This is a genomic window from uncultured Escherichia sp. (genome assembly GCF_948475835.1).
Taxonomy (GTDB): Bacteria; Pseudomonadota; Gammaproteobacteria; order Enterobacterales; family Enterobacteriaceae; genus ECMA0423.
Window position 1 is genome coordinate 1 of the sequence record NZ_CAOLGM010000078.1, and the last position, 20705, is coordinate 20705.

21 protein-coding genes are annotated in these 20705 nt (G+C 51.4%); 19 read left to right on the plus strand and 2 right to left on the minus strand.

What is annotated here, in order from left to right:
- Positions 1–578 precede the first annotated feature (578 nt).
- From flhD to flhe, 15 genes are all read left to right on the plus strand, one after another.
- A complete protein-coding gene (gene flhD, locus QZF50_RS15220) occupies positions 579–929 on the plus strand; it encodes a flagellar transcriptional regulator FlhD (protein WP_001295647.1) in 351 nt (116 codons plus the stop codon).
- Positions 930–931: 2 nt separating this feature from the next.
- A complete protein-coding gene (gene flhC, locus QZF50_RS15225) occupies positions 932–1510 on the plus strand; it encodes a flagellar transcriptional regulator FlhC (protein ID WP_001291603.1) in 579 nt (192 codons plus the stop codon).
- Between the two features lie 126 nt (positions 1511–1636).
- Positions 1637–2524 (plus strand): flagellar motor stator protein MotA, encoded by an 888-nt coding sequence (gene motA / locus QZF50_RS15230; RefSeq protein WP_000906336.1) that lies wholly within the window; start codon positions 1637–1639, stop codon positions 2522–2524.
- Positions 2521–3447: a flagellar motor protein MotB gene (gene motB / locus QZF50_RS15235; protein ID WP_000795630.1), complete on the plus strand. Its 927-nt coding sequence runs from the start codon at positions 2521–2523 to the stop codon at positions 3445–3447. Before motA ends, motB begins: the two co-directional genes overlap by 4 nt.
- A gap of 4 nt (positions 3448–3451) precedes the next feature.
- Complete coding sequence (cheA, locus tag QZF50_RS15240; RefSeq protein WP_001300654.1) at positions 3452–5416, plus strand: chemotaxis protein CheA; 1965 nt, start codon at positions 3452–3454, stop codon at positions 5414–5416.
- Positions 5417–5436: 20 nt separating this feature from the next.
- A complete protein-coding gene (gene cheW / locus QZF50_RS15245) occupies positions 5437–5940 on the plus strand; it encodes a chemotaxis protein CheW (RefSeq protein ID WP_000147302.1) in 504 nt (167 codons plus the stop codon).
- A 144-nt stretch (positions 5941–6084) separates the two neighbouring features.
- Positions 6085–7746, plus strand: a complete 1662-nt coding sequence (gene tar / locus QZF50_RS15250) for a methyl-accepting chemotaxis protein II (protein ID WP_001297437.1) — start codon at positions 6085–6087, stop codon at positions 7744–7746.
- A gap of 45 nt (positions 7747–7791) precedes the next feature.
- Complete coding sequence (gene tap, locus QZF50_RS15255) at positions 7792–9393, plus strand: methyl-accepting chemotaxis protein IV (RefSeq protein ID WP_000483214.1); 1602 nt, start codon at positions 7792–7794, stop codon at positions 9391–9393.
- Positions 9394–9411: 18 nt separating this feature from the next.
- Positions 9412–10272, plus strand: coding sequence for a protein-glutamate O-methyltransferase CheR (cheR, locus tag QZF50_RS15260; RefSeq protein WP_023568752.1), 861 nt, complete (start codon positions 9412–9414; stop codon positions 10270–10272).
- A 2-nt stretch (positions 10273–10274) separates the two neighbouring features.
- The gene (gene cheB / locus QZF50_RS15265; RefSeq protein ID WP_000036371.1) at positions 10275–11324 is read left to right on the plus strand and encodes a protein-glutamate methylesterase/protein glutamine deamidase; all 1050 of its coding nucleotides are present in this window, start codon (positions 10275–10277) and stop codon (positions 11322–11324) included.
- 14 nt (positions 11325–11338) lie between these two features.
- Positions 11339–11728, plus strand: coding sequence for a chemotaxis response regulator CheY (gene cheY, locus QZF50_RS15270; RefSeq protein ID WP_000763867.1), 390 nt, complete (start codon positions 11339–11341; stop codon positions 11726–11728).
- 10 nt (positions 11729–11738) lie between these two features.
- Positions 11739–12383, plus strand: a complete 645-nt coding sequence (cheZ, locus tag QZF50_RS15275) for a protein phosphatase CheZ (protein WP_000983609.1) — start codon at positions 11739–11741, stop codon at positions 12381–12383.
- A 201-nt stretch (positions 12384–12584) separates the two neighbouring features.
- On the plus strand, positions 12585–13733 hold the full coding sequence (flhB, locus tag QZF50_RS15280) for a flagellar biosynthesis protein FlhB (RefSeq protein ID WP_001278954.1): 1149 nt from the start codon (positions 12585–12587) through the stop codon (positions 13731–13733).
- A complete protein-coding gene (gene flhA / locus QZF50_RS15285; protein ID WP_000066983.1) occupies positions 13726–15804 on the plus strand; it encodes a flagellar biosynthesis protein FlhA in 2079 nt (692 codons plus the stop codon). Before flhB ends, flhA begins: the two co-directional genes overlap by 8 nt.
- On the plus strand, positions 15804–16196 hold the full coding sequence (gene flhe, locus QZF50_RS15290; RefSeq protein ID WP_001259583.1) for a flagellar protein FlhE: 393 nt from the start codon (positions 15804–15806) through the stop codon (positions 16194–16196). Before flhA ends, flhe begins: the two co-directional genes overlap by 1 nt.
- A gap of 119 nt (positions 16197–16315) precedes the next feature.
- Here flhe and QZF50_RS15295 read toward each other — a convergent pair whose 3' ends face one another.
- Entirely contained in the window at positions 16316–16804 is a 489-nt protein-coding gene (locus QZF50_RS15295) for a lysozyme inhibitor LprI family protein (protein WP_001315683.1), read from the minus strand.
- Positions 16805–16894: 90 nt separating this feature from the next.
- Between QZF50_RS15295 and yecV the strand changes: the two genes are divergently transcribed.
- A complete protein-coding gene (gene yecV / locus QZF50_RS15300) occupies positions 16895–16939 on the plus strand; it encodes a protein YecV (RefSeq protein ID WP_211180499.1) in 45 nt (14 codons plus the stop codon).
- 41 nt (positions 16940–16980) lie between these two features.
- On the opposite strand, the gene argS is transcribed toward yecV, so the two are convergent.
- Positions 16981–18714: an arginine--tRNA ligase gene (argS, locus tag QZF50_RS15305; protein WP_021532945.1), complete on the minus strand. Its 1734-nt coding sequence runs from the start codon at positions 18712–18714 to the stop codon at positions 16981–16983.
- A gap of 215 nt (positions 18715–18929) precedes the next feature.
- Here argS and QZF50_RS15310 point away from each other — a divergent pair, with 215 nt between their 5' ends.
- From QZF50_RS15310 to QZF50_RS15320, 3 genes are all read left to right on the plus strand, one after another.
- A complete protein-coding gene (locus QZF50_RS15310; RefSeq protein WP_001356134.1) occupies positions 18930–19496 on the plus strand; it encodes a VOC family protein in 567 nt (188 codons plus the stop codon).
- Positions 19497–19509: 13 nt separating this feature from the next.
- Positions 19510–20256, plus strand: coding sequence for a copper homeostasis protein CutC (cutC, locus tag QZF50_RS15315; RefSeq protein ID WP_001185741.1), 747 nt, complete (start codon positions 19510–19512; stop codon positions 20254–20256).
- Between the two features lie 387 nt (positions 20257–20643).
- Positions 20644–20705: hypothetical protein (locus QZF50_RS15320; protein ID WP_249827574.1), on the plus strand; the 62-nt coding region annotated here is incomplete at its 3' end.

Sequence of the window (20705 nt, forward strand, 5' to 3'; positions counted from 1 at the left end):
GGTTAATATATGTAAAACATTTCATTAACATTAAGTTGATTGTTGCCTTTCTTTGTATTTAATTAGTTTGTTGTGCGGTAAGTGTCTGTTTAAAAATAGCTTATCTGGTATTGCATGAAAGTGATTATTTATAGCAGATGATTATTTACGGTGAGTTATTTTAACTGTGCGCAACATCCCATTTCGATTATTCCTGTTTCATTTTTGCTTGCTAGCGTAGCGAAAAACTTTTTAACAGATTGAAATACACCCAAAACAAAAGTATGACTTATACATTTATGTTAAGTAATTGAGTGTTTTGTGTGATCTGCGTCACACATTATTGAAAATCGCAGCCCCCCTCCGTTGTATGTGCGTGTAGTGACGAGTACAGTTGCGTCGATTTAGGAAAAATCTTAGATAAGTGTAAAGACCCATTTCTATTTGTAAGGACATATTAAACCAAAAAGGTGGTTCTGCTTATTGCAGCTTATCGCAACTATTCTAATGCTAATTATTTTTTACCGGGGCTTCCCGGCGACATCACGGGGTGCGGTGAAACCGCATAAAAATAAAGTTGGTTATTCTGGGTGGGAATAATGCATACCTCCGAGTTGCTGAAACACATTTATGACATCAACTTGTCATATTTACTACTTGCACAGCGTTTGATTGTTCAGGACAAAGCGTCCGCTATGTTTCGTCTCGGCATAAATGAAGAAATGGCGACAACGTTAGCGGCACTGACTCTTCCGCAAATGGTTAAGCTGGCAGAAACCAATCAACTGGTTTGTCACTTCCGTTTTGACAGCCACCAGACGATTACTCAGTTGACGCAAGATTCCCGCGTTGACGATCTCCAGCAAATTCATACCGGCATCATGCTCTCAACACGCTTGCTGAATGATGTTAATCAGCCTGAAGAAGCGCTGCGCAAGAAAAGGGCCTGATCATGAGTGAAAAAAGCATTGTTCAGGAAGCGCGGGATATTCAGCTGGCAATGGAATTGATCACCCTGGGCGCTCGTTTGCAGATGCTGGAAAGCGAAACACAGTTAAGTCGCGGACGCCTGATAAAACTTTATAAAGAACTGCGCGGAAGCCCACCGCCGAAAGGCATGCTGCCATTCTCAACCGACTGGTTTATGACCTGGGAACAAAACGTTCATGCTTCGATGTTCTGTAATGCATGGCAGTTTTTACTGAAAACCGGTTTGTGTAATGGCGTCGATGCGGTGATCAAAGCCTACCGTTTATACCTTGAACAGTGCCCACAAGCAGAAGAAGGACCACTGCTGGCATTAACCCGTGCCTGGACATTGGTGCGGTTTGTTGAAAGTGGATTACTGCAACTTTCCAGCTGCAACTGCTGCGGCGGCAATTTTATTACCCACGCTCACCAGCCTGTTGGCAGCTTTGCCTGCAGCTTATGTCAACCGCCATCCCGGGCAGTAAAAAGACGTAAACTTTCCCAGAATCCTGCCGATATTATCCCACAACTGCTGGATGAACAGAGAGTACAGGCTGTTTAACTGATACGGTGAGGCGCAACATTCCAGCAGCGGTAACGACGTACCGCTGCTTTTTTTTGCCCCAATCGCGCGTTAACGCCTGACGACTGAACATCCTGTCATGGTCAACAGTGGAAGGATGATGTCGTGCTTATCTTATTAGGTTACCTGGTTGTTCTCGGTACAGTTTTCGGCGGTTATTTGATGACCGGTGGAAGCCTTGGAGCACTCTATCAACCCGCTGAACTGGTGATTATTGCCGGTGCAGGGATTGGGTCGTTTATCGTCGGCAATAATGGCAAAGCGATTAAAGGCACGCTGAAGGCGCTGCCGTTGCTGTTTCGTCGCTCCAAATACACCAAAGCAATGTATATGGATCTGCTGGCTCTGCTTTATCGGTTGATGGCGAAATCGCGGCAGATGGGGATGTTTTCGCTGGAACGTGATATTGAAAATCCCCGTGAGAGCGAGATCTTCGCCAGCTACCCACGCATCCTCGCGGATAGCGTCATGCTTGATTTTATCGTCGATTATCTGCGTCTGATTATCAGCGGTCATATGAACACCTTCGAAATCGAAGCCCTGATGGATGAAGAGATTGAGACGCACGAAAGCGAGGCAGAAGTCCCGGCGAACAGTCTGGCGCTGGTCGGGGACTCACTTCCGGCGTTTGGTATTGTCGCGGCTGTAATGGGGGTCGTTCACGCGTTAGGTTCAGCCGATCGTCCTGCCGCCGAGCTGGGTGCGCTTATCGCACATGCGATGGTGGGGACTTTCCTCGGCATTTTATTGGCTTACGGATTTATTTCCCCATTAGCGAGTGTTTTACGTCAGAAAAGCGCCGAAACCAGCAAAATGATGCAGTGCGTCAAAGTCACTCTGCTTTCTAATCTGAACGGTTACGCACCGCCTATCGCCGTTGAGTTTGGTCGCAAAACGCTCTATTCCAGCGAACGTCCGTCGTTTATTGAACTGGAAGAGCATGTGCGTGCGGTGAAAAATCCGCAACAACAGACGACAACCGAGGAAGCATGAAGAATCAAGCGCATCCGATTATTGTCGTCAAACGACGCAAAGCCAAAAGCCACGGGGCAGCACATGGATCGTGGAAGATTGCTTATGCCGACTTTATGACTGCGATGATGGCCTTTTTTCTGGTGATGTGGCTGATCTCCATCTCCAGCCCAAAAGAGCTGATTCAGATTGCGGAGTACTTCCGGACTCCACTGGCGACTGCGGTTACGGGCGGCGATCGCATTTCTAATAGTGAAAGCCCAATTCCCGGCGGTGGTGATGATTACACCCAAAGCCAGGGGGAAGTGAATAAGCAGCCGAACATCGAAGAGCTGAAAAAACGCATGGAGCAAAGTCGATTGCGGAAATTGCGGGGTGATCTCGACCAGTTGATAGAGTCCGATCCGAAACTGCGGGCGTTACGTCCCCATCTCAAAATCGATCTGGTCCAGGAAGGTCTACGTATTCAGATCATCGATAGCCAGAATCGCCCGATGTTTAGAACCGGCAGTGCCGATGTCGAACCCTATATGCGCGACATTCTGCGTGCCATTGCGCCTGTACTGAACGGTATTCCCAACCGTATTAGCCTTTCAGGTCATACCGATGATTTCCCCTACGCCAGCGGTGAGAAAGGATATAGCAACTGGGAGCTTTCTGCCGATCGGGCCAATGCATCCCGCCGCGAACTGATGGTCGGAGGGTTGGATAGCGGCAAAGTGTTACGTGTCGTCGGCATGGCGGCAACGATGCGCTTAAGCGATCGCGGACCTGATGATGCCGTCAACCGTCGCATCAGCCTGCTGGTACTGAACAAACAAGCCGAACAGGCCATTTTGCATGAAAACGCCGAAAGCCAGAATGAGCCAGTAAGCGCCCTGGAAAAACCTGAGGTTGCACCACAGGTCAGTGTTCCCACAATGCCATCAGCCGAACCGAGGTGACAGCGTGAGCATGGATATAAGCGATTTTTATCAGACATTTTTTGATGAAGCGGACGAACTGTTGGCTGACATGGAGCAGCATCTGCTGGTTTTGCAGCCGGAAGCGCCAGATGCCGAACAATTGAATGCCATCTTTCGGGCTGCCCACTCGATCAAAGGAGGGGCAGGAACTTTTGGCTTCAGCGTTTTGCAGGAAACCACGCATCTGATGGAAAACCTGCTCGATGAAGCCAGACGAGGTGAGATGCAACTCAACACCGACATTATCAATCTGTTTTTGGAAACGAAGGACATCATGCAAGAACAGCTCGACGCTTATAAACAGTCGCAAGAGCCGGATGCCGCCAGCTTCGATTATATCTGCCAGGCCTTGCGTCAACTGGCATTAGAAGCGAAAGGCGAAACGCCATCCGCAGTGACCCGATTAAGTGTGGTTGCCAAAAGTGAACCGCAAGATGAGCAGAGTCGCAGTCAGTCGCCGCGACGAATTATCCTTTCGCGCCTGAAGGCCGGGGAAGTCGACCTGCTGGAAGAAGAACTGGGACATCTGACAACGTTAACTGACGTGGTGAAAGGGGCGGATTCGCTCTCGGCAATATTACCGGGCGACATCGCCGAAGATGACATCACAGCGGTACTCTGTTTTGTGATTGAAGCCGATCAGATTACCTTTGAAACAGTAGAAGTCTCGCCAAAAATATCCACCCCACCAGTGCTTAAACTGGCAGCCGAACAAGCGCCAACCGGCCGCGTGGAGCGGGAAAAAACGACGCGCAGCAATGAATCCACCAGCATCCGTGTAGCGGTAGAAAAGGTTGATCAATTAATTAACCTCGTCGGCGAGCTGGTTATCACCCAGTCCATGCTTGCCCAGCGTTCCAGCGAACTGGACCCGGTTAATCATGGTGATTTGATAACCAGCATGGGGCAGTTACAACGTAACGCCCGTGATTTGCAGGAATCAGTGATGTCGATTCGCATGATGCCGATGGAATATGTTTTTAGTCGCTATCCCCGGCTGGTGCGTGATCTGGCGGGAAAACTCGGCAAGCAGGTAGAACTGACGCTGGTGGGCAGTTCTACTGAACTCGACAAAAGCCTGATAGAACGCATTATCGACCCGCTGACCCACCTGGTACGCAATAGCCTCGATCACGGTATTGAACTGCCAGAAAAACGGCTCGCCGCAGGTAAAAACAGCGTCGGAAATTTAATTCTGTCTGCCGAACATCAGGGCGGCAACATTTGCATTGAAGTGACCGACGATGGGGCGGGGCTAAACCGTGAGCGAATTCTGGCAAAAGCGGCCTCGCAAGGTTTGACTGTCAGCGAAAACATGAGCGACGACGAAGTTGCAATGCTGATATTTGCACCTGGCTTCTCCACGGCGGAGCAGGTCACCGACGTCTCCGGGCGCGGCGTCGGCATGGACGTCGTTAAACGTAATATCCAGGAGATGGGCGGTCATGTCGAAATCCAGTCGAAGCAGGGTACTGGCACTACGATCCGCATTTTACTGCCGCTGACGTTGGCCATCCTCGACGGCATGTCCGTACGCGTTGCGGATGAAGTTTTCATTCTGCCGCTGAATGCTGTCATGGAATCACTGCAACCCCGTGAAGCCGATCTGCATCCACTGGCCGGCGGCGAGCGGGTGCTGGAAGTGCGGGGTGAATATCTGCCCATCGTCGAACTGTGGAAAGTGTTCAACGTCGCGGGCGCGAAAACCGAAGCCACCCAGGGAATTGTGGTGATCTTACAAAGTGGCGGTCGCCGCTACGCCTTGCTGGTGGATCAATTAATTGGTCAGCACCAGGTTGTGGTTAAAAACCTTGAAAGTAACTATCGCAAAGTCCCCGGCATTTCTGCTGCGACCATTCTTGGCGACGGCAGCGTGGCACTGATTGTTGATGTCTCCGCCTTGCAGGCGATAAACCGCGAACAACGTATGGCGAACACCGCCGCCTGAATGAGTAAAAAGGTAACAATATGACCGGTATGACGAATGTAACAAAGCTGGCCAGCGAGCCGTCAGGCCAGGAATTTCTGGTATTTACCCTTGGTGATGAAGAGTACGGTATTGATATCCTGAAAGTGCAGGAGATCCGTGGCTACGATCAGGTAACACGGATTGCGAACACGCCAGCGTTTATCAAAGGCGTCACGAATCTGCGCGGCGTTATTGTGCCGATTGTTGACTTACGAATTAAGTTCAGCCAGGTGGATGTGGACTATAACGACAACACGGTAGTTATCGTCCTGAATCTCGGACAGCGGGTGGTCGGCATCGTGGTTGACGGCGTTTCAGACGTGCTTTCATTGACGGCGGAGCAAATTCGTCCGGCACCAGAGTTTGCCGTGACGCTTTCAACAGAATATCTCACTGGACTGGGCGCACTGGGCGACCGTATGTTGATTCTGGTGAACATCGAAAAACTGCTGAACAGCGAAGAGATGGCGCTGTTAGATAGCGCGGCGTCAGAAGTGGCGTAATTCTCCCGATTTCCTCAATTGAAATGAACCCGATGATCTGCGCATCGGGTTTTTTATTTCAATTTCGCGGCGGGTGGCATCAGCAATAAAGTTTCCCCCCTTCTTGCCGATAACGAGATCAACTTGTTTTCAGGAAGGTGCCTTATGATTAACCGTATCCGCGTAGTCACGCTGTTGGTAATGGTGCTGGGGGTATTCGCACTGTTACAGCTTATTTCCGGCAGTCTGTTTTTTTCTTCCCTTCACCATAGCCAGAAGAGCTTTGTGGTTTCCAATCAATTGCGGGAACAGCAGGGCGAGCTGACGTCAACCTGGGATTTAATGCTGCAAACGCGCATTAACCTGAGTCGTTCAGCGGTGCGGATGATGATGGATTCCTCTAATCAACAAAGTAACGCCAAAGTTGAATTGCTCGATAGCGCCAGGAAAACATTGGCGCAGGCAGCGACGCATTATAAAAAATTCAAAAGCATGGCACCGTTACCTGAAATGGTCGCTACCAGTCGTAATATTGATGAAAAATATAAAAACTATTACACAGCGTTAACTGAACTGATTGATTATCTAGATTATGGCAATACTGGAGCTTATTTCGCTCAGCCAACCCAGGGAATGCAAAATGCAATGGGCGAAGCGTTTGCTCAGTACGCCCTCAGCAGTGAAAAACTGTATCGCGATATCGTCACTGACAACGCAGATGATTACCGATTTGCCCAGTGGCAACTGGCGGTTATCGCGCTGGTGGTGGTATTGATTCTGCTGGTGGCGTGGTACGGCATTCGCCGTATGTTGCTTACTCCGCTGGCAAAAATTATTGCTCACATTCGCGAAATCGCCGGTGGTAACCTGGCGAATACCCTGACCATTGACGGGCGCAGTGAAATGGGCGACCTGGCGCAGAGCGTTTCACATATGCAACGCTCTTTGACTGACACCGTCACTCATGTCCGCGAAGGTTCAGATGCCATCTATGCCGGTACCCGTGAAATTGCGGCGGGCAACACCGATCTTTCCTCCCGTACTGAACAGCAGGCATCCGCGCTGGAAGAAACTGCCGCCAGCATGGAGCAGCTCACCGCGACAGTGAAGCAAAACGCCGATAACGCCCGCCAGGCCTCGCAACTGGCGCAAAGTGCCTCCGACACCGCCCAGCACGGCGGCAAAGTGGTGGATGGCGTAGTGAAAACGATGCATGAGATCGCCGATAGTTCGAAGAAAATTGCCGACATTATCAGCGTTATCGACGGTATTGCCTTCCAGACTAATATCCTCGCGCTGAATGCCGCGGTTGAAGCCGCGCGTGCGGGTGAACAGGGCCGTGGTTTTGCCGTGGTGGCGGGTGAAGTGCGTAATCTTGCCAGTCGCAGCGCCCAGGCGGCAAAAGAGATCAAAGCCCTCATTGAAGACTCCGTCTCACGCGTTGATACCGGTTCGGTGCTGGTCGAAAGCGCCGGGGAAACAATGAACAATATCGTCAATGCTGTCACTCGCGTGACTGACATTATGGGCGAGATTGCATCGGCATCGGATGAACAGAGCCGTGGCATCGATCAAGTCGCATTGGCGGTTTCGGAAATGGATCGCGTCACGCAACAGAACGCATCGCTGGTGCAGGAATCAGCTGCCGCCGCCGCTGCGCTGGAAGAACAGGCGAGTCGTTTAACGCAAGCGGTTTCCGCGTTCCGTCTGGCAGCCAGCCCACTCACCAATAAACCGCAAACACCATCCCGTCCTGCCAGTGAGCAACCACCGGCTCAGCCACGACTGCGAATTGCTGAACAAGATCCAAACTGGGAAACATTTTGACGAGTATTTACTAACGCGGTCATTGCCGCCTGATGGGGAGCGTTGATGTTTAATCGTATTCGAATTTCGACCACGCTGTTTTTAATTTTGATTCTCTGCGGGATCTTGCAGATTGGCAGTAACGGCATGTCTTTTTGGGCATTTCGCGACGATTTGCAACGACTGAATCAGGTCGAGCAGAGCAATCAGCAACGTGCGGCATTAGCGCAAACTCGGGCGGTAATGTTACAGGCCAGTACCGCGCTGAACAAAGCGGGCACTCTGACGGCACTTAGCTATCCGGCGGATGACATTAAAACGTTGATGACGACGGCGCGCGCCAGTCTGACGCAATCCACCACGCTGTTTAAAAGTTTTATGGCGATGACTGCGGGCAACGAGCACGTCAGGGCATTGCAAAAAGAGACGGAGAAAAGTTTTGCCCGCTGGCACAACGATCTCGAACATCAGGCGACCTGGCTTGAAAGTAATCAACTTTCGGATTTCCTCACTGCGCCGGTGCAGGGATCACAGAATGCGTTTGACGTTAACTTTGAGGCCTGGCAGCTGGAGATCAACCATGTGCTGGAAGCCGCCAGTGCGCAAAGTCAGCGTAACTATCAGATTTCGGCGCTGGTGTTTATCAGCATGATTATTGTTGCGGCAATCTACATCAGCAGTGCGCTGTGGTGGACGCGCAAGATGATTGTTCAACCACTGGCCATTATTGGTAGCCATTTTGACAGCATTGCTGCGGGTAATCTGGCGCGTCCGATTGCGGTATATGGTCGTAATGAGATCACCGCCATTTTTGCCAGCCTGAAGACCATGCAGCAGGCTTTGCGTGGGACGGTGAGTGATGTGCGTAAGGGAAGCCATGAGATGCACATTGGGATCGCGGAGATTGTCGCAGGCAATAACGATCTCTCAAGTCGTACCGAACAGCAGGCGGCATCGCTGGCACAAACGGCCGCCAGTATGGAGCAATTAACCGCCACGGTAGGGCAAAACGCCGATAACGCACGACAGGCGTCGGAACTGGCAAAAAATGCCGCGACAACGGCGCAGGCGGGCGGTGTTCAGGTCAGTACCATGACTCACACCATGCAGGAGATCGCCACCAGCTCGCAAAAAATTGGCGACATTATCAGCGTTATCGACGGAATTGCTTTCCAGACCAATATTCTGGCCCTGAATGCGGCAGTGGAAGCGGCTCGCGCCGGAGAGCAGGGGCGTGGTTTTGCGGTAGTGGCAGGTGAAGTGCGCAATCTTGCCAGCCGTAGCGCGCAGGCAGCAAAAGAGATCAAAGGGCTGATCGAAGAGTCAGTCAATCGTGTCCAGCAGGGTTCGAAACTGGTGAATAACGCCGCCGCGACCATGATCGATATTGTCAGTTCGGTGACCCGCGTGAACGACATTATGGGAGAAATTGCCTCTGCGTCGGAAGAACAACAGCGGGGGATTGAGCAGGTTGCACAGGCTGTCAGCCAGATGGATCAGGTGACTCAGCAGAACGCCTCGCTGGTAGAAGAAGCGGCGGTGGCAACGGAACAACTGGCGAATCAGGCCGACCATCTTTCGTCGCGTGTGGCGGTATTTACCCTTGAAGAACATGAAGTAGCACGACATGAGTCGGCGCAGTTACAAATTGCGCCAGTGGTATCCTGAAGTGATTGAGAAGGCGCTATGACTTCATCTCTGCCCTGTGGGCAAACGTCTTTATTGTTACAGATGACCGAGCGCCTGGCGCTTTCCGACGCGCATTTTCGGCGGATAAGTCAATTGATCTATCAACGAGCCGGGATCGTTCTGGCTGACCATAAACGCGACATGGTTTACAACCGACTGGTTCGTCGTTTGCGTTCGCTGGGACTAACGGATTTCGGTCATTATCTGAACTTGCTGGAATCTAATCAGCACAGCGGTGAGTGGCAGGCGTTTATCAATTCGCTGACCACGAATCTGACGGCATTTTTCCGTGAGGCACACCATTTCCCTCTGCTCGCGGATCACGCACGTCGCCGTTCTGGCGAGTATCGCGTATGGAGCGCGGCGGCTTCGACCGGCGAAGAGCCGTACAGCATTGCGATGACGCTGGCTGACACATTGGGCACCGCGCCCGGACGCTGGAAAGTGTTTGCCAGTGATATCGACACCGAAGTGCTGGAAAAAGCCAGAAGCGGTATTTATCGCCATGAAGAGTTGAAAAACCTGACGCCGCAGCAACTGCAACGGTATTTCATGCGAGGGACGGGACCGCATGAAGGGCTGGTACGCGTGCGTCAGGAGCTGGGGAACTATGTTGATTTTGCCCCGCTGAATTTACTGGCGAAACAGTACACCGTGCCGGGGCCGTTTGATGCGATCTTCTGTCGTAACGTCATGATCTACTTCGATCAAACTACCCAGCAGGAGATTTTGCGCCGCTTTGTTCCGCTCCTTAAACCCGACGGATTGCTGTTTGCGGGTCACTCTGAAAACTTTAGCCACCTTGAGCGCCGCTTCACGCTGCGTGGTCAGACGGTGTATGCGCTAAGTAAGGATTAACGATGAGCAAAATCAGGGTGTTATCTGTCGATGATTCGGCACTGATGCGCCAGATCATGACAGAAATCATCAACAGCCATAGCGACATGGAAATGGTGGCGACCGCCCCTGATCCGCTGGTTGCGCGTGATTTGATTAAGAAATTCAATCCCGATGTATTGACGCTGGATGTTGAAATGCCGCGGATGGACGGACTGGATTTCCTCGAAAAATTAATGCGTTTGCGTCCAATGCCCGTTGTGATGGTTTCTTCCCTGACCGGCAAAGGGTCAGAGGTCACGCTGCGCGCGCTGGAGCTGGGGGCGATAGATTTTGTCACCAAACCGCAACTGGGTATTCGCGAAGGAATGCTGGCGTATAGCGAAATGATTGCTGAAAAGGTGCGAACAGCAGCAAAGGCGAGCCTTGCAGCACATAAGCCATTGTCGGCACCGACAACGCTGAAGGCAGGGCCGTTGTTGAGTTCTGAAAAACTGATTGCGATTGGTGCTTCAACGGGTGGAACTGAGGCCATTCGTCACGTACTGCAACCGTTGCCGCTTTCCAGCCCGGCACTGTTAATTACCCAGCATATGCCGCCCGGTTTCACCCGCTCTTTTGCCGACAGACTTAATAAGCTTTGCCAGATCGGGGTTAAAGAAGCCGAAGACGGAGAACGTGTCTTGCCGGGGCATGCCTATATTGCGCCGGGCGATCGGCATATGGAGCTGGCGCGTAGTGGCGCAAATTACCAAATCAAAATTCATGATGGCCCGGCGGTTAACCGTCATCGGCCTTCGGTAGATGTGTTGTTCCATTCTGTCGCCAAACAGGCGGGGCGTAATGCGGTTGGGGTGATCCTGACCGGTATGGGCAACGACGGCGCGGCAGGAATGTTGGCGATGCGTCAGGCGGGGGCATGGACCCTTGCGCAAAACGAAGCAAGTTGCGTGGTGTTCGGCATGCCGCGCGAGGCCATCAATATGGGTGGTGTTTGCGAAGTGGTCGATCTTAGCCAGGTAAGCCAGCAAATGTTGGCAAAAATTAGTGCCGGACAGGCGATACGTATTTAAATCAGGAGTGTGAAATGGCGGATAAAGAACTTAAATTTTTGGTTGTGGATGACTTTTCCACCATGCGACGCATAGTGCGTAACCTGCTGAAAGAGCTGGGATTCAATAATGTTGAGGAAGCGGAAGATGGCGTCGACGCTCTCAATAAGTTGCAGGCAGGCGGTTATGGATTTGTTATCTCCGACTGGAACATGCCCAACATGGATGGCCTGGAATTGCTGAAAACAATTCGTGCGGATGGCGCGATGTCAGCATTGCCAGTGTTAATGGTGACTGCAGAAGCGAAGAAAGAGAACATCATTGCTGCGGCGCAAGCGGGGGCCAGTGGCTATGTGGTGAAGCCATTTACCGCCGCGACGCTGGAGGAAAAACTCAACAAAATCTTTGAGAAACTGGGCATGTGAGGATGCGACTATGATGCAACCATCAATCAAACCTGCTGACGAGCATTCAGCTGGCGATATCATTGCGCGCATCGGCAGCCTGACGCGTATGCTGCGCGACAGTTTGCGGGAACTGGGGCTGGATCAGGCCATTGCCGAAGCGGCGGAAGCCATCCCCGATGCGCGCGATCGTTTGTACTATGTTGTGCAGATGACCGCCCAGGCTGCGGAGCGGGCGCTGAACAGTGTTGAGGCGTCACAACCGCATCAGGATCAAATGGAGAAATCAGCAAAAGCGTTAACCCAACGTTGGGATGACTGGTTTGCCGATCCGATTGACCTTGCCGACGCCCGTGAACTGGTAACAGATACACGACAATTTCTGGCAGATGTACCCGCGCATACCAGCTTTACTAACGCGCAACTGCTGGAAATCATGATGGCGCAGGATTTTCAGGATCTCACCGGGCAGGTCATTAAGCGGATGATGGATGTCATTCAGGAGATCGAACGCCAGTTGCTGATGGTGCTGTTGGAAAACATCCCGGAACAGGAGTCGCGTCCAAAACGTGAAAACCAGAGTTTGCTTAATGGACCTCAGGTCGATACCAGCAAAGCCGGTGTGGTAGCCAGTCAGGATCAGGTGGACGATTTGTTGGATAGTCTTGGATTTTGATTTGTATTGCCTGATGTGGCGTGACCACGTCATATCAGGCGGTCTGATAAGGCGATGACGCCGCATCCGACAAACGCACACTATGCTTGATGTGTGGCAGCAAAAGCCCTAAATCCCGCCTGTTTTGCCCCTTACTCAAACCATTGAACGCTTTGCGCTCTGGCAGCATTCACGCTTAATACTCTTTCCAGGATTGGCGACGTGTCTGACGAGAGCGACGACAAAACAGAAGCCCCCACACCTCACCGACTAGAAAAAGCGCGGGAAGAGGGGCAAATCCCGCGTTCCCGTGAACTGACCTCACTGCTGATTTTGCTGGTGGGCGTTAGTGTTATCTGGTTTGGCGGTGTGTCGCTGGCCCGTCGATTGTCGGGCATGCTCTCCGCTGGGCTGCATTTTGATCACAGTATTATCAATGACCCGAATCTGATCCTCGGGCAGATTATTCTGCTGATCAGAGAAGCCATGCTGGCGCTGCTGCCGCTGATTAGCGGCGTGGTGCTGGTGGCGCTCATTTCTCCGGTCATGCTGGGAGGGCTGGTATTTAGCGGCAAATCCTTGCAGCCGAAGTTTTCCAAACTCAACCCGCTACCGGGCATTAAACGGATGTTCTCGGCTCAGACTGGCGCGGAGTTGCTTAAAGCAATTTTGAAAACCATCCTGGTTGGCAGCGTGACGGGGTTTTTTCTCTGGCATCACTGGCCGCAGATGATGCGCTTGATGGCCGAGTCTCCGATTACCGCCATGGGTAATGCGATGGATTTGGTAGGGCTATGCGCACTGCTGGTGGTGCTTGGTGTCATTCCAATGGTGGGATTTGACGTCTTTTTCCAAATATTCAGCCACCTGAAAAAGCTGCGTATGTCACGGCAGGATATTCGTGATGAGTTCAAACAAAGCGAAGGTGACCCTCATGTTAAAGGGCGGATCCGTCAGATGCAGCGAGCTGCTGCACGGCGTCGGATGATGGCCGATGTGCCGAAAGCGGATGTCATTGTCAATAACCCGACCCACTATTCGGTAGCGTTGCAGTATGACGAAAACAAAATGAGCGCACCGAAAGTGGTCGCTAAAGGTGCAGGGCTGGTCGCGCTGCGCATTCGTGAAATTGGCGCTGAAAATAACGTCCCGACGCTTGAAGCGCCGCCGCTGGCGCGAGCGCTGTATCGACATGCGGAGATTGGTCAACAAATCCCGGGTCAACTGTACGCCGCGGTGGCGGAAGTGCTGGCCTGGGTCTGGCAACTGAAACGCTGGCGTCTGGCTGGTGGACAGCGCCCTGTACAACCTACTCATCTTCCGGTGCCGGAAGCCCTGGATTTTATTAACGAGAAACCGACCCATGAGTAATCTGGCCGCGATGCTGCGCCTGCCCGCAAACCTGAAATCGACACAATGGCAGATCCTTGCCGGACCGATTTTGATCCTGTTGATCTTGTCGATGATGGTGCTGCCACTGCCCGCATTCATACTCGACCTGTTGTTTACCTTCAATATTGCCTTGTCGATCATGGTGTTGCTGGTGGCGATGTTTACCCAGCGCACGCTTGAGTTTGCTGCGTTTCCGACCATTCTGTTGTTTACTACGTTGTTGCGTCTGGCACTTAACGTGGCTTCAACCCGTATCATTTTGATGGAAGGGCATACCGGCGCGGCGGCGGCTGGGAAGGTGGTCGAAGCATTCGGTCACTTCCTCGTTGGTGGCAATTTCGCTATCGGTATCGTGGTGTTTGTCATTCTCGTGATCATCAACTTTATGGTCATTACCAAAGGTGCCGGGCGTATCGCAGAAGTGGGTGCGCGCTTTGTTCTCGATGGTATGCCGGGTAAGCAGATGGCGATTGACGCCGACCTTAACGCTGGATTGATTGGTGAAGATGAGGCGAAAAAACGCCGCTCCGAAGTGACTCAGGAAGCCGATTTTTACGGCTCAATGGACGGGGCAAGTAAGTTTGTTCGCGGCGATGCCATCGCCGGGATCCTCATCATGGTCATTAACGTTGTCGGCGGGTTGCTGGTCGGCGTGCTGCAACATGGCATGAGCATGGGACACGCGGCGGAAAGTTATACGCTATTGACCATTGGCGACGGTCTGGTGGCACAAATTCCGGCGCTGGTGATTTCTACCGCCGCGGGGGTCATCGTTACGCGTGTCAGCACCGATCAGGATGTTGGCGAGCAGATGGTGAATCAGCTTTTCAGTAACCCAAGCGTTATGTTGTTAAGCGCCGCCGTGCTCGGTTTACTCGGCCTGGTGCCTGGAATGCCGAACCTGGTATTTTTGCTGTTCACTGCCGGATTGCTGGGGCTGGCCTGGTGGATACGCGGACGCGAACAAAAAGCGCCTGCCGAACCCAAACCGGTAAAAATGGCAGAGAATAATACCGTTGTCGAAGCGACGTGGAACGATGTACAACTGGAAGATTCTCTGGGAATGGAAGTGGGTTATCGACTGATCCCGATGGTCGATTTCCAGCAGGATGGTGAGTTGTTGGGCCGTATACGCAGTATCCGCAAGAAATTTGCCCAGGAGATGGGATTTCTGCCGCCAGTGGTGCACATTCGCGACAATATGGATCTGCAACCTGCCCGCTATCGCATTTTGATGAAAGGCGTGGAGATTGGCAGTGGTGATGCTTATCCGGGGCGCTGGCTGGCGATTAACCCTGGAACCGCTGCCGGGACGTTACCTGGTGAGGCGACCGTCGATCCGGCATTTGGCCTGAATGCTATCTGGATTGAAAGTGCGCTAAAAGAACAGGCGCAGATTCAGGGGTACACAGTGGTTGAGGCCAGCACGGTGGTAGCAACGCATCTTAACCACCTCATTAGCCAGCATGCCGCAGAGCTGTTTGGTCGTCAGGAGGCGCAACAGCTGTTGGATCGCGTCGCCCAGGAGATGCCAAAGCTGACGGAAGATCTCGTTCCTGGCGTCGTCACGCTCACCACACTGCATAAAGTGCTGCAAAATCTCCTCGATGAAAAAGTACCGATTCGCGATATGCGCACCATTCTCGAAACGCTGGCGGAACATGCGCCCATCCAAAGCGATCCACATGAATTAACCGCCGTCGTGCGCGTGGCGTTGGGACGGGCGATTACCCAGCAGTGGTTTCCTGGCAAAGATGAAGTCCATGTTATTGGCCTCGATACACCGCTGGAACGTTTGTTACTACAGGCGCTGCAGGGCGGGGGAGGACTGGAGCCAGGGCTGGCGGATCGTTTACTGGCGCAAACTCAGGAAGCGCTATCCCGTCAGGAGATGCTGGGTGCGCCGCCAGTATTGTTGGTGAACCACGCGCTGCGACCATTATTGTCTCGCTTCCTGCGCCGCAGCTTGCCGCAGTTAGTGGTCCTGTCGAATCTGGAACTGTCTGATAACCGACATATCCGCATGACGGCGACAATTGGCGGCAAATAATGAGAACCTTATTAGCAATATTATTGTTTCCGCTGCTGGTGCAAGCCGCCGGGGAGGGGATGTGGCAGGCAAGTAGTGTAGGAATTACGCTAAATCATCGCGGTGAGTCGATGTCGTCTGCGCCTCTTTCTACGCGACAACCTGCTTCAGGATTGATGACGCTGGTAGCGTGGCGTTATCAGCTTATCGGCCCGACACCTTCAGGACTGCGGGTTCGCTTGTGTTCGCAATCTCGTTGTGTCGAATTAGAGGGGCAGAGCGGAACCACCGTGGCCTTTTCCGGTATAGCGGCAGCAGAACCGTTGCGATTTATCTGGGAAGTGCCAGGCGGTGGGCGGTTAATTCCACCGCTAAAGGTACAACGTAATGAAGTGATTGTGAATTATCGCTGAAGGACAAAAAAATTACGCGCTCGCGAGTATGTTTAATAACTCAGTGAAAAAGGCTCGATGTCTTGTTGCAATTATTTATCAGGAATAGCTTGCAACAAAACATGCCAAAAAGATGTGAATTATCCTCTTGTCAAAGGGCTTGGATAAAAATCTTCAGAGTTATGGTATAGCTGCAACTGGCGAGTTCGCGTATTGGTCTGTATGATCATACATGAGAGCCATTCTGATTCAGAATAAGGGTCACTTAAATCCTGAACGTCCTCATTTGAAAGGATTAATTCACATTCTTTGTCCCTAAAATCCAGCCAGGCTCGCTGTGATTTTTTAAGCAAGTTAAGTTGTTCGGTATCAGGTTTTTTTACACCTGTGCGTGGCACTTGTTCTATATAACGATAAGCTTCACCATAGGCTTTATTTAATTGCGCATCGACGAGATTGTATTCTTGTCGCAGGCATGATTTGATCACGTTAATGTCAGTATCATCATCTGAATTTTTTTGCCAACAATCTTTGATGGCTGAAATGTCATGGTCGTTTACTATAACCGTATCTTCTGCGTAAGCCTGGCAAGAGATAATGCCTAATGTTAATACAAGAAATTTAAACACTGCGGTATTCCTTAAATTCAACCGTTATCGTTTCCCTGGGGCCGGATATTACGCTTCTGGCCTCTTATCCAACAGTCAGAAAACAATGGCATGTCCATTTTCAGAATACATTTAGATGGCAATAAAAAAGCCTGATCAGGTAACCCTGATCAGGCTTTACTCTCACGAAAAATCGATTACATACGCTCTACTGTCTCAATACCCAGCGTATCCAGACCCAGCTTTAGCGTCTTCGCTGTCAGTTGTGCCAGTTTCAGACGGCTGTTACGCACTTCTTCGTTTTCTGCGCTGAGGATCGGGCAGTGCTCGTAGAAGCCAGAGAACAGACCAGCCAGATCGTACAGGTAAGCACACATCACATGCGGCGTGCCTTCACGGGCAACCACGGTGAGGGTTTCTTCAAACTGCAGCAGGCGAGCTGCCAGTTGCGCTTCACGATCTTCACGGATGATTACCGGAGCTGCAGCCAGTTGCTCTTCGTTAATTTCTGCCTTACGGAACACGGACAATACACGCGTGTAAGCATACTGCATGTATGGCGCGGTATTACCCTCAAACGCCAGCATGTTGTCCCAGTCGAAGATGTAGTCCGTGGTGCGGTTTTTGGAGAGATCCGCATATTTCACCGCACCAATACCAACCGCGTTAGCCAGTTTTTCCAGCTCGTCAGCTGGCATATCCGGGTTCTTTTCTGCCACCAGACGGCGTGCACGTTCCAGGGCTTCATCCAGCAGATCGGCCAGTTTCACTGTACCACCCGCGCGGGTTTTGAACGGTTTGCCGTCTTTACCCAGCATCATGCCGAACATGTGGTGTTCCAGCGGTACGGATTCCGGTACATAGCCTGCTTTACGGACGATCGCCCATGCCTGCATCAGGTGTTGATGCTGACGGGAGTCGATGTAATACAGCACGCGATCGGCATGCAGTGTTTCATAACGATATTTCGCACAGGCGATATCAGTGGTGGTGTAGAGATAGCCGCCATCTTTCTTCTGAATGATCACGCCCATCGGTTCGCCTTCCTTGTTTTTAAACTCATCAAGGAATACGACGGTCGCCCCTTCGCTTTCTACTGCCAGACCTTTGGCTTTGAGATCCGCCACAATTCCTGGCAGCATTGGGTTGTAGAGGCTTTCGCCCATCACGTCATCACGGGTCAGCGTCACGTTGAGACGATCGTAGGTGATCTGGTTCTGCGTCATGGTGATGTCGACCAGTTTGCGCCACATCTCGCGGAAATATTCGTCACCGCTTTGCAGTTTTACCACGTAGTTACGTGCACGCTCGGCAAACTCTTCATCTTCGTCGTAATGCTTTTTCGCATCGCGGTAGAAACCTTCAAGGTCAGCCAGCTCCATTTCACCGGCGTTTTCCTGCTGCTGCTTTTCCAGCCATGCAATCAGCATACCGAACTGAGTGCCCCAGTCGCCGACGTGGTTTGCGCGAATCACTTTGTGACCGAGGAACTCCAGAGTACGCACTGTTGCGTCACCAATAATGGTAGAGCGCAGGTGACCGACATGCATCTCTTTCGCCACGTTTGGCGCAGAGTAGTCAACCACAATGGTCTGTTTTTCTGGCGTAGAAACACCGAGACGATCGGACGCCAGCGCCTGCTGAACATGTTCAGCCAGGAATGCCGGATCAAGGAAAATGTTGATAAAGCCTGGACCGGCGATCTCAACTTTGCTGGCGATACCGTTAAGATCCAGATGAGTCAGCACCTGCTCTGCTAATTGTCGCGGTGCCATACCCAGTTTTTTAGCAACTGCCATCATGCCGTTAGCCTGATAGTCGCCGAACTGAACTTTTGCTGACTGACGAACCTGCGGTTCGCAATCCGCAGGCGCGCCTGCCGCAATCATGGCCTGACGGACTTTTTCTGAGAGAAGAGCCTGAATATTCACCGGAATACCTTACATTGATGAAGCGAGCAAAAATTGCCCGCACCAGTTAAAGAAATTAGGGCGGGAGTATACTGCAAATGGCTGTTTTCGTCAGCAACGTGCGCGTGGCGTATTGCCGTTTTCACTATTGCATCAGAAGCGGCGTGAAATCAGCGGTTGGTTGGCGCAGGGCAACAGGGTAAATTAACGCTTTTACTGAAAGACGAAGAGTGATTATGGCGAACTGGCAATCTATCGACGAGCTGCAGGATATTGCATCGGATTTACCGCGATTTACCCACGCATTAGATGAACTTTCCCTCCGTCTGGGGTTGAATATCACTCCGCTGACTGCCGATCACATTTCTTTGCGTTGCCATCAAAACGTCACCGCTGAGCGCTGGCGTCGCGGGTTTGAACAGTGTGGCGAGCTTTTGTCAGAAAATATGATCAATGGCAGACCGATTTGTCTGTTTAAATTGCATGAACCGGTACAGGTTGCGCACTGGCAGTTTTCTATTGTGGAGCTACCGTGGCCCGGGGAAAAACGTTACCCACACGAAGGTTGGGAACATATTGAAATCGTTCTGCCGGGTGATCCAGAAACGCTGAATGCCCGTGCGCTGGCTTTGCTTTCTGATGAAGGACTCAGCCTACCGGGGATCTCAGTTAAAACCAGTTCACCAAAAGGTGAGCATGAGCGATTACCGAATCCGACGCTGGCGGTCACCGATGGCAAAACAACTATTAAGTTTCATCCGTGGTCCATTGAAGAGATCGTTGCCAGCGAGCAGTCAGCGTAATTAAGGAGCAAAAATGGCATTACTGGAAATTTGCTGTTACAGCATGGAATGTGCACTAACGGCGCAGCAAAACGGCGCAGACAGAGTTGAATTATGCGCAGCCCCAAAAGAGGGGGGCTTAACGCCGTCGTTGGGGGTACTGAAATCCGTGCGCCAGCGGGTGACGATCCCTGTGCATCCGATAATTCGCCCACGCGGTGGTGATTTTTGCTACAGCGACGGTGAGTTTGCCGCCATTCTTGAGGATGTGCGCACGGTCCGCGAATTAGGTTTTCCTGGACTGGTGACGGGCGTTCTCGATGTTGACGGGAATGTCGATATGCCACGAATGGAAAAAATAATGGCTGCTGCCGGTCCGCTGGCAGTGACTTTTCATCGCGCCTTCGATATGTGCGCTAACCCTTTATATACACTCAATAATCTTGCGGAATTGGGCATTGCCCGGGTACTGACATCAGGGCAAAAATCAGACGCACTGCAAGGTTTATCAAAAATTATGGAACTTATTGCCCATCGTGATGCTCCAATCATTATGGCCGGAGCAGGAGTCCGTGCAGAAAACCTGCACCACTTCCTCGATGCCGGAGTGCTGGAAGTCCATAGCTCCGCGGGAGCGTGGCAAGCCTCACCGATGCGTTATCGTAATCAAGGATTGTCCATGTCATCAGATGAACACGCGGACGAGTATTCGCGTTATATCGTAGACGGGGCGGCGGTTGCTGAAATGAAAGGAATCATTGAACGCCATCAGGCCAAATGATTTTTACCGTTGCATCATGTCGCCCAATATGATGCTTGCTCGTACCAGGCCCCTGCAATTTCAACAGGGGCCTTTTTTTATCCCTGAGCAGTATAAAAAACGAACGATAACCGTGATCTGTTGAGCGGGTGACAGTGAACATAGCGTTGTGCTAATAATATTTTTTATATTCACATTGATTATGGGATTTAAATTGCTAAAACTGATAAATATATATTCTAAATAGCAACTGGGTTATTCCTTAGCAATTAATGATTACATTGTAATAAATCATATTCTTTATCGATTATTTCAGGCAGTGTTGTGCCGAGTTATGCAAGCGGTTAATTCGTTGTGTATTTAATTATACAATGATTTCGGTGTCCTGGAATTTATTTAGAGGAATCTATGCGAGGGAAAAAACGCATTGGGTTATTGTTTTTGCTGATAGCGGTTGTGGTTGGTGGCGG

Coding starts and splice junctions, on each gene's coding strand:
- flhC (WP_001291603.1), top strand. CDS start 932: ATGAGTGAAAAAAGCATTGTTCAGGAAGCGCGGGATATTCAGCTGGCA.
- motB (WP_000795630.1), top strand. CDS start 2,521: ATGAAGAATCAAGCGCATCCGATTATTGTCGTCAAACGACGCAAAGCC.
- cheW (WP_000147302.1), top strand. CDS start 5,437: ATGACCGGTATGACGAATGTAACAAAGCTGGCCAGCGAGCCGTCAGGC.
- cheR (WP_023568752.1), top strand. CDS start 9,412: ATGACTTCATCTCTGCCCTGTGGGCAAACGTCTTTATTGTTACAGATG.
- cheZ (WP_000983609.1), top strand. CDS start 11,739: ATGATGCAACCATCAATCAAACCTGCTGACGAGCATTCAGCTGGCGAT.
- flhD (WP_001295647.1), top strand. CDS start 579: ATGCATACCTCCGAGTTGCTGAAACACATTTATGACATCAACTTGTCA.
- tap (WP_000483214.1), top strand. CDS start 7,792: ATGTTTAATCGTATTCGAATTTCGACCACGCTGTTTTTAATTTTGATT.
- cutC (WP_001185741.1), top strand. CDS start 19,510: ATGGCATTACTGGAAATTTGCTGTTACAGCATGGAATGTGCACTAACG.
- cheY (WP_000763867.1), top strand. CDS start 11,339: ATGGCGGATAAAGAACTTAAATTTTTGGTTGTGGATGACTTTTCCACC.
- tar (WP_001297437.1), top strand. CDS start 6,085: ATGATTAACCGTATCCGCGTAGTCACGCTGTTGGTAATGGTGCTGGGG.
- QZF50_RS15310 (WP_001356134.1), top strand. CDS start 18,930: ATGGCGAACTGGCAATCTATCGACGAGCTGCAGGATATTGCATCGGAT.
- cheB (WP_000036371.1), top strand. CDS start 10,275: ATGAGCAAAATCAGGGTGTTATCTGTCGATGATTCGGCACTGATGCGC.
- flhe (WP_001259583.1), top strand. CDS start 15,804: ATGAGAACCTTATTAGCAATATTATTGTTTCCGCTGCTGGTGCAAGCC.
- flhA (WP_000066983.1), top strand. CDS start 13,726: ATGAGTAATCTGGCCGCGATGCTGCGCCTGCCCGCAAACCTGAAATCG.